This is a genomic window from Rickettsiella endosymbiont of Dermanyssus gallinae, assembly GCF_019285595.1.
Taxonomy (GTDB): domain Bacteria; phylum Pseudomonadota; class Gammaproteobacteria; order Diplorickettsiales; family Diplorickettsiaceae; genus Rickettsiella_B.
On the sequence record NZ_CP079094.1, the window covers coordinates 1,369,088 to 1,384,700 of the forward strand.

17 protein-coding genes are annotated in these 15,613 nt (G+C 40.7%); 11 read left to right on the top strand and 6 right to left on the bottom strand.

Annotation, left to right across the window (positions count from 1 at the left end; translation table 11 throughout):
• The first annotated feature begins 5 nt into the window (after positions 1-5).
• From KX723_RS06940 to rlmH, 5 genes are all read left to right on the top strand, one after another.
• Positions 6-536, top strand: coding sequence for an LPS-assembly lipoprotein LptE (locus KX723_RS06940; RefSeq protein WP_218813659.1), 531 nt, complete (start codon positions 6-8; stop codon positions 534-536).
• 12 nt (positions 537-548) lie between these two features.
• Positions 549-1,571, top strand: a complete 1,023-nt coding sequence (gene holA / locus KX723_RS06945; protein WP_218813660.1) for a DNA polymerase III subunit delta — start codon at positions 549-551, stop codon at positions 1,569-1,571.
• An 84-nt stretch (positions 1,572-1,655) separates the two neighbouring features.
• Positions 1,656-2,318 carry a nicotinate-nucleotide adenylyltransferase gene (gene nadD, locus KX723_RS06950; protein WP_218813661.1) on the top strand — a complete coding sequence of 221 codons (663 nt, stop codon included), beginning with the start codon at positions 1,656-1,658 and terminating at the stop codon, positions 2,316-2,318.
• Entirely contained in the window at positions 2,315-2,656 is a 342-nt protein-coding gene (gene rsfS, locus KX723_RS06955; RefSeq protein WP_218813662.1) for a ribosome silencing factor, read from the top strand. Before nadD ends, rsfS begins: the two co-directional genes overlap by 4 nt.
• A complete protein-coding gene (gene rlmH, locus KX723_RS06960) occupies positions 2,638-3,126 on the top strand; it encodes a 23S rRNA (pseudouridine(1915)-N(3))-methyltransferase RlmH (RefSeq protein WP_246562434.1) in 489 nt (162 codons plus the stop codon). Before rsfS ends, rlmH begins: the two co-directional genes overlap by 19 nt.
• Before the next feature lie 142 nt (positions 3,127-3,268).
• On the opposite strand, the gene KX723_RS06965 is transcribed toward rlmH, so the two are convergent.
• The 5 genes from KX723_RS06965 to glyA are packed head-to-tail and all read right to left on the bottom strand — an operon-like array spanning position 3,269 to position 7,086.
• Complete coding sequence (locus KX723_RS06965; RefSeq protein WP_218813663.1) at positions 3,269-3,751, bottom strand: phosphatidylglycerophosphatase A family protein; 483 nt, start codon at positions 3,749-3,751, stop codon at positions 3,269-3,271.
• Between the two features lie 40 nt (positions 3,752-3,791).
• Positions 3,792-4,757: a thiamine-phosphate kinase gene (gene thiL / locus KX723_RS06970; protein ID WP_218814979.1), complete on the bottom strand. Its 966-nt coding sequence runs from the start codon at positions 4,755-4,757 to the stop codon at positions 3,792-3,794.
• Between the two features lie 15 nt (positions 4,758-4,772).
• Complete coding sequence (nusB, locus tag KX723_RS06975; RefSeq protein ID WP_218813664.1) at positions 4,773-5,216, bottom strand: transcription antitermination factor NusB; 444 nt, start codon at positions 5,214-5,216, stop codon at positions 4,773-4,775.
• On the bottom strand, positions 5,191-5,691 hold the full coding sequence (nrdR, locus tag KX723_RS06980) for a transcriptional regulator NrdR (protein WP_218813665.1): 501 nt from the start codon (positions 5,689-5,691) through the stop codon (positions 5,191-5,193). The genes nusB and nrdR overlap by 26 nt, the downstream gene beginning before the upstream one ends.
• A 57-nt stretch (positions 5,692-5,748) precedes the next feature.
• Positions 5,749-7,086, bottom strand: coding sequence for a serine hydroxymethyltransferase (glyA, locus tag KX723_RS06985; RefSeq protein ID WP_218813666.1), 1,338 nt, complete (start codon positions 7,084-7,086; stop codon positions 5,749-5,751).
• A gap of 270 nt (positions 7,087-7,356) precedes the next feature.
• Here glyA and ettA point away from each other — a divergent pair, with 270 nt between their 5' ends.
• The 6 genes from ettA (at position 7,357) to miaA (ending at position 14,987) form a co-directional block, all read left to right on the top strand.
• Positions 7,357-9,036 (top strand): energy-dependent translational throttle protein EttA, encoded by a 1,680-nt coding sequence (gene ettA / locus KX723_RS06990; RefSeq protein ID WP_218813667.1) that lies wholly within the window; start codon positions 7,357-7,359, stop codon positions 9,034-9,036.
• Between the two features lie 135 nt (positions 9,037-9,171).
• Positions 9,172-9,642 (top strand): tRNA (adenosine(37)-N6)-threonylcarbamoyltransferase complex ATPase subunit type 1 TsaE, encoded by a 471-nt coding sequence (tsaE, locus tag KX723_RS06995; protein WP_218813668.1) that lies wholly within the window; start codon positions 9,172-9,174, stop codon positions 9,640-9,642.
• A 174-nt stretch (positions 9,643-9,816) separates the two neighbouring features.
• Complete coding sequence (locus KX723_RS07000) at positions 9,817-10,860, top strand: bifunctional glycosyltransferase family 2/GtrA family protein (RefSeq protein ID WP_218813669.1); 1,044 nt, start codon at positions 9,817-9,819, stop codon at positions 10,858-10,860.
• Positions 10,861-10,933: 73 nt separating this feature from the next.
• Positions 10,934-12,121: a protein kinase domain-containing protein gene (locus KX723_RS07005; RefSeq protein ID WP_218813670.1), complete on the top strand. Its 1,188-nt coding sequence runs from the start codon at positions 10,934-10,936 to the stop codon at positions 12,119-12,121.
• Between the two features lie 90 nt (positions 12,122-12,211).
• Entirely contained in the window at positions 12,212-14,074 is a 1,863-nt protein-coding gene (gene mutL / locus KX723_RS07010; protein WP_218813671.1) for a DNA mismatch repair endonuclease MutL, read from the top strand.
• Positions 14,075-14,090: 16 nt separating this feature from the next.
• Complete coding sequence (gene miaA / locus KX723_RS07015) at positions 14,091-14,987, top strand: tRNA (adenosine(37)-N6)-dimethylallyltransferase MiaA (RefSeq protein WP_218814980.1); 897 nt, start codon at positions 14,091-14,093, stop codon at positions 14,985-14,987.
• 286 nt (positions 14,988-15,273) lie between these two features.
• Here the strand turns inward: miaA and KX723_RS07020 are convergent, their stop codons facing one another.
• A complete protein-coding gene (locus KX723_RS07020; protein WP_218813323.1) occupies positions 15,274-15,444 on the bottom strand; it encodes a hypothetical protein in 171 nt (56 codons plus the stop codon).
• Between the last annotated feature and the right edge of the window lie 169 nt (positions 15,445-15,613).

Sequence of the window (15,613 nt, forward strand, 5' to 3'; positions counted from 1 at the left end):
TTTTTATGAACATTCGTCTTTATCATTTTTTTTGCCTTCTTATCATTCTATTGACATTAAATGGCTGTGGTTTTCAATTACGTGGTTATAGAGAAGGTCAAACCATCCCGTTTCACACGCTTTATTTGCAATCGGATTCGCCTTACAGCAATTTTAATAAAGCGTTACGCCAAACATTAAATAGCCTGGGGATTGATACGCGTGTATCGCCTTCAGCACCTATGACGTTACAAATTCTGTCACAAAGCTTTAATCGAACGATTACTAGTTTAGGCAATGCAGGTCAAACAACGACTTATCTTCTTTCTTATACCGTGTTCTTTCGGTTAATGGATAGACAGCAGCATATTTTATTGCCGCCACATAAAATTCTTGTTACACGTAATTTCTCAATCACCTCAAACCAATTAAGTGGTGATCTCAATACACAAAATGATTTACAAGATGAGATGCAACGCGATGCCATTCAACAACTGATAACACGATTATCCTCCCGCGCACTGTATAATCAATTCTGTCAAATGCCTGCCAGGTAGTGGTAATACCCTATGCAATTGCGCTATGAACAATTGAACAAGTTATTAGACAGTAAACCATTAGCACCGATTTATTTTGTCAGTGGTGAAGAGCTTCTACTCGTACAAACGACCTGTGATAACATCCGAAACAGCGCAAAAAAACAGGGTTTTTCTGAACGTGAAGTATTCTATGCCGAATCCGGTTTTAATTGGCAAACACTACTCGCACATGCTAACAATTATGGCTTATTTTCAGAAAAACAAATTATAGAATTACATCTTCTACAAGGTGTTTCTGAATCGGCAGCACAAACCCTTAAAACCTATGCAAGCGATCTACCCCCAAATAAACTTTTACTTATTATTACAGGAAAATTAGATCGCCGCTTACTGCAAACCACTTGGTTTAAAAGTATCGATAACGTTGGTGTTTTTATCCCGCTATGGCCGATGGAACATGCCCAACTCTCACGCTGGATCACAGAACGTTTAACCAACTTAGGTTTAAAAGCAGAAAAAGAAGCGATTCAGTGTCTTATTTCAGCCACAGAAGGAAATTTATTAGCAAGCGCACAAGAAATTGAAAAACTAAGCTTATATTTTGCATCAGGCACTCAGCACATCATTACACCGGAAGCGATGATACAAGCGCTTTCAGATAATGCACGTTTCGATCCCTTTAAGCTAACGGATGCCGCATTACAAGGCGAAGCTAAACGCTGCTTGAGAATTTTAAATAGACTCCGAGAAGAAGGGGTTGAGCCTTTATTAATCTTATGGTCACTCAGCCGAGAATGTCGTCAATTAGCCTCATTAGCCTTTCAATTAACCCAAGGGCAAAATTTAAGAACACTTTTCCAAACGCACCACATCTGGGAAAAACGCCAACCTTTATTTCAACGCGCTTTACAAGGTCATTCGCTAAGCCACTGGTATGCGCTATTAAAACTTGCTGCCCAAAGTGATCGCATCATAAAAGGCGTGGTCTCAGGCAATATCTGGCAGACATTACAACAATTAAGCCTTCAATTAGCCGGTATAAACCCCTTATGATATACTCACAGCAATTGGATTTTTGTCAAGGCGCCGCGAAAATGAAGCAACCGCAGTGTATACAACATACATGAGGATTGCGAATTGAGCGGGAACACAGACAAAAATTCAAGTGCGAAGAGTATTGGCATCTTAGGCGGAACATTTGACCCCATCCATTGTGGTCATTTACACATTGCGCAAGCAGTGCAACAGCAATTGCATTGCCAAGAAATCCGCTTTATTCCCTGTAAAAATCCTCTACTTGGTAAAAAAGCCATCGCTAATGAACAACAAAGACTCGCTATGCTACAGCGTGCGCTCATACCTTATCCGCACTTTATAATCGATGAACGCGAAATAAAACGCAGCACGCCTTCTTATACAATAGATACGCTGCTGTCGCTACGTCGTGAGTTTCATAATATCCCATTAGCACTTATTTTAGGCAGTGATAATTTAGCGTATTTAAACCAGTGGCATGAATGGACCGCCTTGATTCAAACCGCACATCTTGTCATCGTGCCTAGAGCTGGCTGTACCGTCACGTATAATGACATTATCCAAGACCTTATAAAAAAACATCAAACCCACGATCCCGCTTTATTATTGAAGCAATCGGCTGGACTTTTATTCGTAGCTGCTGTAAAACCGCTAGCTATCTCATCTACGGCCATTCGAGAGGAAATAGCGCATGGTTCAATGCCCACTGGCTTATTACCGAGCTCCGTACTTGATTACATTCAGGAACAAAAGTTATATCAATGACAAATACATCATCCAATAAAGACATCATCCAAAAAGATATCGTTGCTTTGCTAGAAGATCATAAAGCAAAAGACATTACGGTACTGGATGTCAGTGACGTTACCAGCATTACCGATCTCATGATTATTTGTACGGGTAATTCTAATCGTCATGTCAAAACCTTAGCAGAGTATGTCGTAACAACCGCTAAACAAAAAGGGATTACTATCCTCGGCGTGGAAGGTGCACAAGAAGGTGAATGGGTATTAATCGATTTAGTCGATGCAATTGTTCATATTATGTTACCCAACATTCGTGAATTCTATAATCTAGAAAAGCTGTGGGACAAACCTATTTAATGAAACTGCGTTTAATTGCTGTTGGAACTCGCATGCCTGAATGGGTAAACGAAGGTTTTGAAAATTATCAAAAACGCCTTCCCATTGAATATAAGTTTGAATTAATTAGCATTCCACCCAGTAAACGCAGCAAAAATAGTCATATTCCCTCATTGATAGAAGAAGAAGAAAAAAAAATATTCGCCGCTATTCCTAAACACTCGAAAGTTATTGCGCTCGATGAAAGAGGGAAACAATGGAATACCAAGCAACTCGCAGAAGCATTACAACAATGGCAATCGGACAGCGAAGATATTAGCTTCTTAATCGGTGGTCCAGATGGCCTAGGTTCAAATTGCTTAAATAAAGCGGCGCATCGTTGGTCACTTTCTCCCTTAACCCTTCCCCACCCGCTGGTACGAATTATAGTAGTTGAACAGCTCTACCGTGCCTGGAGCATACTCAATAATCACCCTTACCACCGCGAATAATAGTGCAGATAAGATAAATATACTCACAGCAATGGGATTTTCGGCAAGGCGCCGCGAAAATGAGGCAACCGGAATGTATACAACATACATGAGGATTGCGAATTGAGCAGGAACACCGCCAAAAATTCTAGTGCGAAGAGTATTAATGAAAGAAAAAATAGGCAATACCATGCAACAATATCCAAGCATATACCGCCGCCATTAAGTCATCGACCATGACACCAAAACCTCTAGGTAATTTTCGATCCATCCAAGCGATAGGCCAAGGTTTTACAATATCAAATAAACGAAACAAGAAAAAACCAATGACAATCCACAACCATCCTTGTGGTGCTGCCCACATTGTAAGACCAAACCCACACACTTCATCCCACACGATGCCCGAGTAATCGTGAATCCCCATGTCTCGTTCGGTGACATCACAAATCCAAATCCCAATTAAGATAGCCAGCAATAAAATAAGGCTATAATTAACTAAAGAAAGCGACTGCATAAAATAGTAAAGCGGGATCGCAACTAAGGTCCCACAAGTACCTGGCGCAAAAGGCGATAATCCTGATCCAAAACCAAAGGCAATAAAATAAATAGGATTACTAAATACCTTTTTTACTAGCGTTTTTTGCATAGCGTTTCCCCTTAAAAAATTTGAAAATAAACAATCTGATCTAAAAGTGCAGAAAACCTTGTTTTTCTAATAGAAAAGGTTCTCCATTTTCGCCTTGCAATAACAATCCACTTTCTTTGCTAATAAAACCAACTGCTGTATAAGGACAAGCGATTTTTTCTAAGGCTTGCTTTAAAGCACTTTCACGTGCTTCTGGAACAGTAAAACATAATTCATAATCATCGCCTGCACTTAATGCTAATTGCTGTGCTTTTTCAGGCTGCAATGCAAGTAATGTCTTTGAAAGGGGAAGCTTCGCTACCTCAACGACTGCACCAACCTGGCTTGCTGCTAAAATATGCGCCAAATCAGCCGCTAAACCATCGGATATATCGATAGCGCTACTCGCGATATCTCGTAGTGCTAATCCTATGGCAACACGGGGATCAGGACGATTCAAACGTGTTAACAAAGCACTACGCTGTTCTTGTGTCAGTATATCAACCTTATTTTTTAAATCTGCTAAAGCTAAACCTGCATCACCTAAGGTACCTGTCACATAAATAGGATCACCCGCTTGTGCACCAGAACGAAGCAATGCTTTTCCGTTTGGAATAAATCCTAATGCTTGAACCGTTATACTCAACGGCCCACGTGTCGTATCGCCACCCACGAGCTGGCATTGAAAACGATGCATTAAAGAAAAAAATCCTTGCGTAAATTCACTTAACCAGGCTTTATCTGCCACGGGCAAAGTCAAAGCAAGTAAGATCCAAGCCGGTTCTGCTCCCATAGCCGCTAAATCGCTTAAATTAACCGCTAATGCTTTATAAGCAATATCAAAGGGAGATGTATTTTCTGGAAAATGTTGGCCGGCCACTAACGTATCGGTGGTCACTACTAATTGTTGGCCCGCCGGTGGCTGTAATACGGCGGCATCGTCACCTATTCCTCGTATCACATCGGCACGATTGTTTTTTTCTTGATTAAAGAAGCGCTGAATAAGATCAAACTCGCTTATAGGCATTATCAAAGCATTCAGTTATGAGAACTCTAGTGGGCGCACCTTCTGTGCTAATTGATGTAAAATTCCATTGACATATTTATGGCCATCGGTTGCACCAAAACATTTAGCCAATTCTATAGCTTCGTTTAATACCACCTTATAAGGCAGTTCAAGTTGATGACAAAGTTCAAAAGCGCCTAATCTAAGAATAGCGCACTCAACTAAATCTAATTTTTTTAAAGGTCTATCTAAAAAAACTTGTAATTGTTCATCTAAGGATGGCTGATTCTCAATGATACCTCGTACCAGATCGCAAAAATAAGCGGTATCAACGCTGACCATTTCTTCCTGCGCTAAAAACTGCTTTTCGATTTCAGAAAAGGTGTGCTGCGTCAATTGCCATTGGTAAATAGCTTGCATAGCAAAACGTCTAGCACGTTGTCTTTCTTTAAAATTATTTTTTTTCGGTTTCGACATCATTAGCTTGTTTTTTATTAACTGAAAGATCGTTTTTTAACTGCTCAATCGTTTGGTTAAAGGCTTGTATATCCTGAAAACTACGATACACCGAAGCAAACCTAACATACGCCACGGGATCGAGATCACAAAGTTCTTCCATCACCCATTCACCCAACTGCCGCGAAGAAATTTCTCGCTCACCAGATGAACGTAATTTTTTGACTAAACGCAGAATCACCGCTTCTACTTGCTCACTACTAATAGGACGTTTTTCTAACGCCTTTAACATACCTGCACGCAATTTTTCCTGATCAAAGGCACTGCGTGTATTATCGCGCTTTATAACGCGCGGCAAACCTAATTCAGCGGACTCAAAGCTACTAAAACGCTCACTACAACACGGGCATTCACGCCGACGCCGAACTTGCTGACCATCACTACTCAATCGCGAATCAATAACCTTCGTATCGCCTTTATCACAAAAGGGACAATTCATAATCAATCCTAAGCAAACAAATTTATCCACTTACCCTACCATGGTAGGCGGGGCTATTTATGCAACAAAATTAGCTGACTCCATGCGCGAGTATACTGGAAAGCGGCGACATAGCGCCATTACTTCTTGTTTGATTTTCTTAATCTCAGCCGACTCTTTTAATGGCCCTAGCAATTGTTTTTGAGCCCCGCTTTCAAGCTCAGCAGAGCCCTTTAAAAGATCTAAAACCATACAAACCCAAGTCGCTACCTGCGTCATTTCCTTTTCTTGCATGCCCCGCGTTGTTAAGGCCGCTGTTCCAAGCCGTATACCACTCGTTACAAAAGGAGAACGTGGATCATTTGGCACAGTGTTCTTATTTAAAGTCATATAAGCGGATTCTAGTACATCTTCTGCCGCTTTACCCGTAATATTTTTGTCTGTTAAATCAACTAAAAAAAGGTGATTGTCCGTTCCGCCTGAAACAATTTTATAGCCTTTCTCAGCCATTGTTTCAGCCATTACTTTAGTATTGCGTATGACTTGTTTTTGATAGTCCTTAAAATCAGCTTGTAAGGCTTCTTTGAAAGCCACTGCTTTTCCAGCAATCACATGCATTAACGGGCCTCCTTGAAGACCAGGAAATACAGCAGAATTCAGTTTTTTTTCTATTTCTGGATTTGCTTTCGCTAAAATCAGACCACCACGTGGACCACGTAATGTTTTATGCGTGGTAGAAGTCACTACATCGGCTATTGGAATAGGTGATGGATAAAGACCCGCCGCAATCAACCCTGCCACATGGGCCATATCAACCATAAAGTAGGCGCCAACCTCATCCGCTATATCACGGAATCGCTGCCAATCGACTATTCGCGAATACGCCGAAAAGCCTGCGATAATTAATTTAGGTTTGTGCTCCTTGGCGAGTCTTTCGACTTCATGATAGTCGATGAGCTGTGTTTTTGGATCAACACCATACGCCGTCGCCTGGTACATTTTCCCTGAAAAGCTAACCGTTGAACCATGCGTCAAATGACCACCATCCGCTAAACTCATGCCTAATAGGCGATCACCCGGCTGCAATAAAGCCATAAAAGCCGCCGCATTGGCCTGTGAACCTGAATGCGGTTGTACATTAGCATAGTCGGCTTTAAACAATTTCTTCACCCGATCAATCGCTAATTGCTCGACTACGTCAACATATTCACAACCACCATAGTAACGTTTACCCGGATAACCTTCGGCATATTTATTCGTCAATATGGAACCTTGCGCCTGTAATACACAGGGGCTGGTATAATTTTCAGAAGCAATTAATTCTAGATGATCTTCTTGGCGCTCCGCCTCATGCTGCATCGCTTGCCAAAGATCTTTATCAAAATCAGCAATCGTTTCTTGCGTTGAATAAACCATTGTATTTAGTCCTTATGCACTAAGGGAAAAATTATTATATATACTCTTCGCGCTGGGTGGCTACGAGTATAAACATCGCCAGTATACCATTGGCTTTGCCATTACGAATCAAAAAATTAGCCATTTTCCCGTTGTTTACCCGCCTCGCTATAGCGGCTTAAAGTTGGCGAACAACCCCGCCAACTATCGCTGAAAACGCATGAAAAACCTGGCTAGATGAGTCAATTATTGCTACCATTCTTGCTCTTTCAATAAGCAAAAATTCAAGACATGTCACAACAATACATTTACACCATGCAAGCCGTGGGGAAAATTGTCCCCCCTAAACGTGAAATCCTGAAAGATATTTGGCTTTCGTTTTTGCCTGGCGCAAAAATCGGTGTCTTAGGTCTCAATGGCTCAGGAAAATCATCCTTACTGCGTATTATGGCTGGCGTCGATAAGGACTTTATTGGTGAAGCGCGTGTGCTGCCTGGCATCAAAGTTGGCTTTCTGCCGCAAGAACCCCAATTAAATCCAGATAAAGATGTTCGTGGCAATGTCGAAGAAGCCATTGCCGATAGTAAAAAACTGTTGGATCGTTTCAATGAAATTAGCATGAAATTTGCTGAGCCACTCAGCGAAACAGAAATGAATAAGTTATTTGAAGAGCAAGGTGAATTACAAGCAAAAATTGATGCGCAAGGGGCTTGGGAACTAGAAAGGAAATTATCGATTGCAGCTGACGCATTACGTCTGCCGCCTTGGGATGCCGACGTTACCCAGCTTTCGGGTGGAGAACGACGACGCGTCGCGCTATGTAGGCTTCTATTATCGAATCCCGATATGTTGTTACTCGACGAGCCTACTAACCATTTAGATGCTGAAAGTGTCGCTTGGCTAGAACGTTATTTACATGATTATCCAGGCACCGTCGTCGCCGTCACCCATGATCGCTATTTCCTCGACAATGTTGCTGGATGGATTCTAGAACTGGATCGTGGCCAAGGAATACCTTATCAAGGCAATTATTCCGCTTGGTTAGAACAAAAACAAAAACGCTTAGCGCAAGAAGAAAAGCAACAGTCTGCGCACGAAAAAGCATTAAAAACAGAATTAGAATGGGTGCGCAGTAATGCGAAAGGACGCCAAGCCAAAAGCAAGGCCCGTTTAGCGCGCTATGAAGAATTAAGCTCACAAGAATTTCAAAAACGTGCCGAGACTCAATCACTTTATATTCCACCTGGGCCTCGCTTAGGCGATTTAGTATTAGAGTTTGAACACCTTTCTAAAGGTTTTAATGGTCGTTCATTAATTAATAATCTTAGCTTTGCTGTGCCTAAAGGTGCCATCGTAGGCATTATTGGTCCGAATGGTGCGGGTAAGTCGACTTTATTTAAACTCATTATGCAGCAAGAACAAGCTGATAGTGGCCGTATTCGTCAAGGCGAAACCGTGCAGCTCGCTTATATCGATCAAAGTCGTGACTCGTTAAACCCGGATCAGACTGTTTGGCACGAAATCTCAGATGGCCAAGATATTATGACCATCAATCAATTCCAAATGCCCTCACGTGCCTATGTAGGACGATTTAACTTTAAAGGCACCGAACAACAAAAATTAGTTAAACATCTCTCGGGTGGTGAACGAAATAGAGTCCATTTAGCCAAGCTATTACGCACTGGCGGCAATGTCTTATTGCTGGATGAACCCACCAATGATCTTGATGTGGAAACCCTACGCGCCTTAGAAGAAGCGCTTTTAAGCTTTCCCGGGTGCGCTCTGGTTATTTCTCACGATCGTTGGTTTTTAGATAAAATAGCCACCCATATTCTTGCTTTTGAAGACGATAGCACTGTCACTTACTTCACCGGCAACTATACGGATTATGAAGCAGATCGCTTAAAACGACTCGGCATGGAAGGCAATCAGTCTGAAAAACGAATTAAATATAGAAAATTAGAACATTAATGCTATTAGCTACACTCACAGCCATTGGATTTTTGGCAAGGCGCCGCGAAAATAAAGCAACCGGAGTGTATTTATCATACATTAGGATTGCGAATTGAGCGGCAACGCAGCAAAAAATTCAAGGGCGAAGAGTATATGTCTGAGTATTTGATTAATGAGGAAAAAGAAACCCAGCAGCTTGCAGAAAAACTAGCGGCGCATTGTCCGGAAGATAAACGGCTTATTATTTTTCTGCAAGGCGAACTTGGCGTAGGCAAAACAACGTTTACACGTTTTTTTCTACACGCTTTAGGCCATCACGGCTCAGTAAAAAGCCCTACCTATACCCTGGTCGAGCGTTATGAGCTTGCAAAACAGCTTATCTTTCATTTGGATCTCTACCGTTTACAAACAACGAGAGAAATACTTGAAATGGGATTATATGATGAGTTTGATCAAGTAGCGATTTGGTTAATCGAGTGGCCTGAGCGTGCACAATCATTTTTACCAGCGGCTGATATTCTGCTGACCCTTTCACTCTTAGATTCTCAGCGAAAAGCGACGCTTTTACCCCAAACGCCACTCGGGGAACAGATTTTAAAAAAAATGGAACCTTCTAATCGCTAGCGCTGCAATATACTCACAGCAATTGGATTTTTGACAAGGCGTCGCGAAAACGGAGCCAGCAGAGTGTATATAATGATACATGAGGATGGCGAGTTGAAAGACAACGCAGCCAAAAATTCAAGTGCGAAGAGTATGCTCGCAAATTCAAACATGGATACGATATAATCTCTACTTATGCTAACGGACTTTTATCCCACTCTTCTTATTCCAGCTTACCAGCCGAATAAAAAGTTAATACAACTTGTAAAAACCTTACGCAAGCTTCGGCCAACGCAACGGATTATTGTTGTTGACGATGGATCCGATATTAAAAAATCGCCTATTTTCTCTAAACTCAGTGAGTTTAATATCGAATTATTGAGACACCCAGAAAACCAAGGAAAAGGTCAAGCACTTAAAACCGGATTTAAACATTGGTTAGAAACCAGCGCTTCTACTGCATCGGGTATTGTTACCGCGGATGCCGACGGACAACATCTGCCCAGAGATATTCTACATATCTCTGATGTTTTCATGCAAAATCCTTCTAGTCTTTATTTAGGTGTACGACAATTTACTGATGCTTCCACACCCTGGCGCAGTCGAGTTGGCAATAAAATAACTAAATTTGTTTTACGCCTATTCACTAATATACCGTTGCAAGATACACAAACCGGTTTACGCGCTATACCGCGTAAACTCATGAAAGCACTACTTCATTCCAAAACCTCAGGCTATGATTTTGAACTAGAAATGCTACTGGCCGCTAAAGAAAATCAAATCCCTATTCAACAAACACCGATTAGCACTGTCTATCTTGATGGCAATAGCACATCCCATTTCAATCCACTGCTCGATTCAATCAAGATTTATTTTGTCTTCATACGCTTTGCGGCTATATCACTGCTTTCAGCAGCGATTGACTTTATCGTATTCTCTTTCTTTTATTGGATAAAAAAAAATATATTTCTTGCGGTATTATTAGGACGCATTTTATCAGCGACGTTTAACTTTAAATTAAACCATCATTTAGCATTTAAAAGTCAAAACAAACTATTACCTGCGGCGATTAAATATGCCAGTTTAGCCAGTTTTTTAGGCTTAATTGCTTATAGTTTAATTACATTTATCCATAGTTTTGGCATTAATGTATATAGTAGTAAAATTATTGCAGAAATTGCTTTATTTATTTTATCTTTTACCATTCAACGTTTATTTATTTTTAATAAAATAAATTAATAATAAAAAATTAATCCTTCGTTGAACTTTCAATAAAAAAATGTAGAATAAAAAGTGCAACGGAGAAAAACTGATGTACGCTAATAAAAAAAGATGTAAATTAAAATTGAAATTTGACCTAGAAAACGAGGATTTTTTTAAAAAACCCCCGACTAAAAACTTGAAGCCCCTCAAAGAAAACCTTGCAAACGCAACTCCTTGCAAGCAAAACGAAATTGATGCTCAACGTATCAAAAGTTATACCACTTCGTTTACAAAAACCTTCGCGCCTGGCGCTTATGCCAATGTTAATTACCATAACCTAGTTTCACCTGGCGGCAAATCATCTCTACAAATTGTAATAAAGGAAGGGGGAGAACATGTATCTCAGGAAATTAAAATCTTTGAACTGATTGCTTCCAATAAAGAATCCCCAAAAAAAGCCATCATACAACCCCGTTGTCATGAAGAAGGTCGTGTAAACCTGATTTACTTGCCTCCCATGCCAGGCGAAAATTTAAAAGAACAAAAAACATATATTTATAATAAGCTAAAAGATCCTGATAATGATGTTACGCTCGTGTGGTTCCATAAACAAATTGTTGCGCTACTAGAAGCATTAAACCATTTACACACTCAAAATTTTATTGATATATGTCATGAATATAAAGGTATTGTTCATGGCGATATAAAACTCGCGAATCTCTTAATAAATGACAAAGGCGATGTAATACTTGCTGATCTGGGTAGTGCCTATCCTTTAGCTGAACCTGCCCCAAAAGAATCTGGCAATCTTAGCTATACAGCACCTGAAATTTCGGGCAATGAAAATTTCAGAAAAAAACCCATTAAAAACATTGAAAAATCAGACATCTGGTCGTTAGGCATCGTTCTATACCTTTTGCTTAATGATGAATATCCTTCTTTCACTCAAAAATATTTAAGAGGCCCTGCCTCCTTTCCTGCAGATTGGTGCAGCGATTATTCTGCTTCTCCACTAGCGAAACAAGCACAAGAGGCAAACACACGATTAAACTCGACTAATCTTTTCTTTAACAATTCCAAACCAGCATTTACATTAAAAACTTTGCATGATGTATCCCTAGTGATGTTGTTACCTATTAATGAACGACCCAGCGCTGCTCAGCTGTTAAATACTGTGCGCGGGCTTATACCACCTCATTGTTCAGAGGCTAGCTACAAAGAATTCGTTTCTGCCTTATTAACGCAACCCCTGTTAAAAGACATATTACCAGACCCCTCCTCTTCTTATGGTTCCTAACACGCCTATGTATTCGTATTTTTGGGTGTCATAGGTATATAGTGAGTAAGATCTGCTAAAATTCTGTTTTTTGATTCATTCATAAACACTATGTCAACTCGCATTGCACGTCTTTCGCCCCAACTCGCCAATCAGATTGCCGCGGGTGAAGTCATCGAACGCCCTGCATCTATCATTAAAGAATTAGTTGAAAACAGTCTGGATGCAAGCGCTAAACAAATTGATATTGATATTGAGAAAGGCGGCATTCAGCGAATCCGTATTCGTGATGATGGGTCTGGCATCCATAAAGATGACCTTATTTTAGCCTTAGACCGCCATGCAACAAGTAAAATACGTGATTTAAACGACTTAATACAGATAAGAACCTTAGGCTTTCGCGGTGAAGCCTTAGCCAGCATAAGTTCAGTCTCTAGGCTTTATTTGAGCTCTTCTACCAACACCAGCCAGCAAGGCTGGCAGGTTACAGCGGATTATCAAAACAAGCCTGAACTAGCACCGGTTTCTCATCCGCAAGGAACGACGGTAGACGTCCACGACCTTTTTTTTAATACACCCGCTAGAAGAAAATTTTTACGCAAAGAACAAACTGAGTTTTCACATATTGAGGAGTTGGTTAAACGGCTGTCATTGAGCCATTTTTCAATTGGATTTACACTGCAGCATAATAAACGGCTTATACACCAACTACGCCCTGCCACTGATCAAAACATGCAAGAAGCGCGTATCGCCGCCCTGTGCAGTCGCACGTTTATTGAAAATGCAATTTATATTGATATGGAAAGCACCACATTGCGTTTATGGGGATGGATTTCTCTACCTACCTTTTCGCGTAGTCAAACTGACCTGCAATATTTTTATGTCAATAATCGCATTGTCAAAGATAGATTAATCAATCATGCCATCAAACAAGCCTATCAGGATGTTTTATATCAGGGTCGACACGCCGCGTTTGTTTTATTTCTTGAGATTGAACCGCAATCCGTCGACGTCAATGCGCATCCTGCGAAATATGAAGTACGTTTCCGTGAAAGCCGCGCTGTCTACGATTTTGTGAAACATTGCTTGCAAAAAAGCCTAGCTAACACAAGCCCTGTTTCTGCTGAATTAAGCGCTTATAACGTAGCACAAACCAAGACTGAAATAGTCAACGAAACATCGTTTGAAAATAGGGATTTGCATCATCATTTCAATCAACAGACCAGCTTTCCATTAGATACGGCGTTAATAATATCTAATCCTTATGTACCCGATGCGACAAACACTGCCTCCATCGCAGAAAACAACTATCCTAATCATTACCTTACAACACAAGCCCTCAATAATACGCCCATTCAAGCCACTGAACAGATAGAACAGTTTGAAAAAGCGCCGCCGTTGGGCTTTGCCCTCGCGCAATTACACGGCATTTATATTCTAGCGCAGAATACAGAGGGCTTAATTGTCGTTGATATCCATGCCGCACATGAACGCATTCTCTATGAACGACTTAAACAGGCTATAGAAAACACAGCGGTCAATTCACAAGCACTTTTGCTACCTATTAGTCTCCATCTTTCCCGAAAAGAAGCTGAAATCTTGCAAGAATATCTCGCTTTATTTGCACAATTTGGTTTTGAAATAGAAAATTTAGCGCCAGAAACTATCATTATTCGTAAAATTCCTTCTTTGTTATCGCATATCGATAGCCAACAATTCATACACGATGTCTTAAGTGATTTGCATGAGAATGAAAACAGTCAACGGTTTTCAGAAAAAATTAACGAGCTTTTATCCAGTATCGCCTGCCATAGTGCGGTACGCGCTAATCGCAGTATGAACTTATCTGAAATGAATCAACTATTACGTGATATGGAAAAAACGGCACGTAGCAATCAATGCAATCATGGAAGACCAACATGGAAGCAATTATCTCTTTCTGAAATCGATCGGTTATTTTTACGTGGACGCTAAACTTGTTATTTGCTTGATGGGGCCTACGGCCTCGGGCAAAACGAATCTTGCTATAGAATTCGTACAGCAATTTCCTGCTGAAATTATTAGCGTCGATTCAGCGATGATCTATCGGAGGATGGATATTGGTACAGCAAAACCAACACCAGAAATACTTAAAAAAGCGCCGCATCGTCTCATTGATATACGTGATCCAAGTCAAAGCTATTCAGCTGGCGAGTTTCGCGAAGATGCTTTAGATGCCATCGAAGATATTTTAGAAAAAAAACGTATCCCGCTCTTAGTGGGCGGAACGATGTTGTATTTTCATATATTACAACATGGTATTGCGTCTTTACCAAAAGCCAACCCAGAAATACGCCAACAATTGCAGCAAGCATTACAAAAACAAGGCTCACAAAAACTACATGCTGAATTACAGCGCATTGATCCCATCGCGGCACAACGTATCCATCCTAATGATCCGCAGCGACTATTACGTGCCTTAGAAGTAGCCGCAATCACCGGTAAAACATTGACTGAAATACAATCAACACGATCATTCGCACCGCTTCCCTATCAATTTCTTAATATCGCGCTCGTCCCCCATGATAGAAGCCATCATCATCGTCTGATAGCTGAAAGATTTCAGGACATGTTACAACAAGGTTTTGTAGAAGAAGTAGAAAAATTATTTAAGCGCGGTGATTTAAATGACGATTTACCCTCTATTCGCACGGTGGGTTATAGGCAAATATGGCATTATTTAGAAGGAAAACTTTCTTATGAAGCAATGCAAGAACGCGCTATTATTGCGACACGACAACTCGCTAAACGACAAATGACCTGGTTGCGTTCCTGGAAAAACCTTCATTTTATTGAAAGCAGCAATAAAGCTAGTATCTATGAACTAATAAAATTAATTAAATTATAATAAATAACTACATTTACTAGCCCGTAATTAAGACTTACCTAGGGCGTACCGACATTTAATTTACCAAATGCAGGAAAGGTTAAATAATCGTTCGATCGCTATATTCTTGTGTTTTTTACATTCTCTTGTGTTTGCTACATTTAGCAGCAAAAAACCATTTTTTATAAATTTACTTATATTAAAATAAAACCTCCAAAATAATTTAAATTTTACAAGTGAGTCGCTATGCTCCCGAAGAATTTCGGCCATCGTGTCCCCGAAATTCGTTCGCATGACGCGACTGAAATTAGGCCGCGATACGTCCTGCGTCCGGCACGCACTCACTCCTTCGGAGTTCATGCCCGTGCCTCCCACAAATGACTTTACGGCGTGATGCGTTTCCTGCTTCGCCCGTCAACGCACGCCTATCGCGGGCTCTTCGACTTCGCATTGCTTTCACAATGCTTTCCTGTCTCATCGATGGAGTAAATTATTATGAAAAGGAGAACAATTGCATCGCTAATTCTAGCGGCATCAACTTTAGCTTTCACTGGACTAGCGGCTGCTGATGATAGCACTCAAGGCTCTGAACAGTACCGGCCACTCAACGCTTATCAGAAGTTTGTAACCTGTAACTACAACTGTAC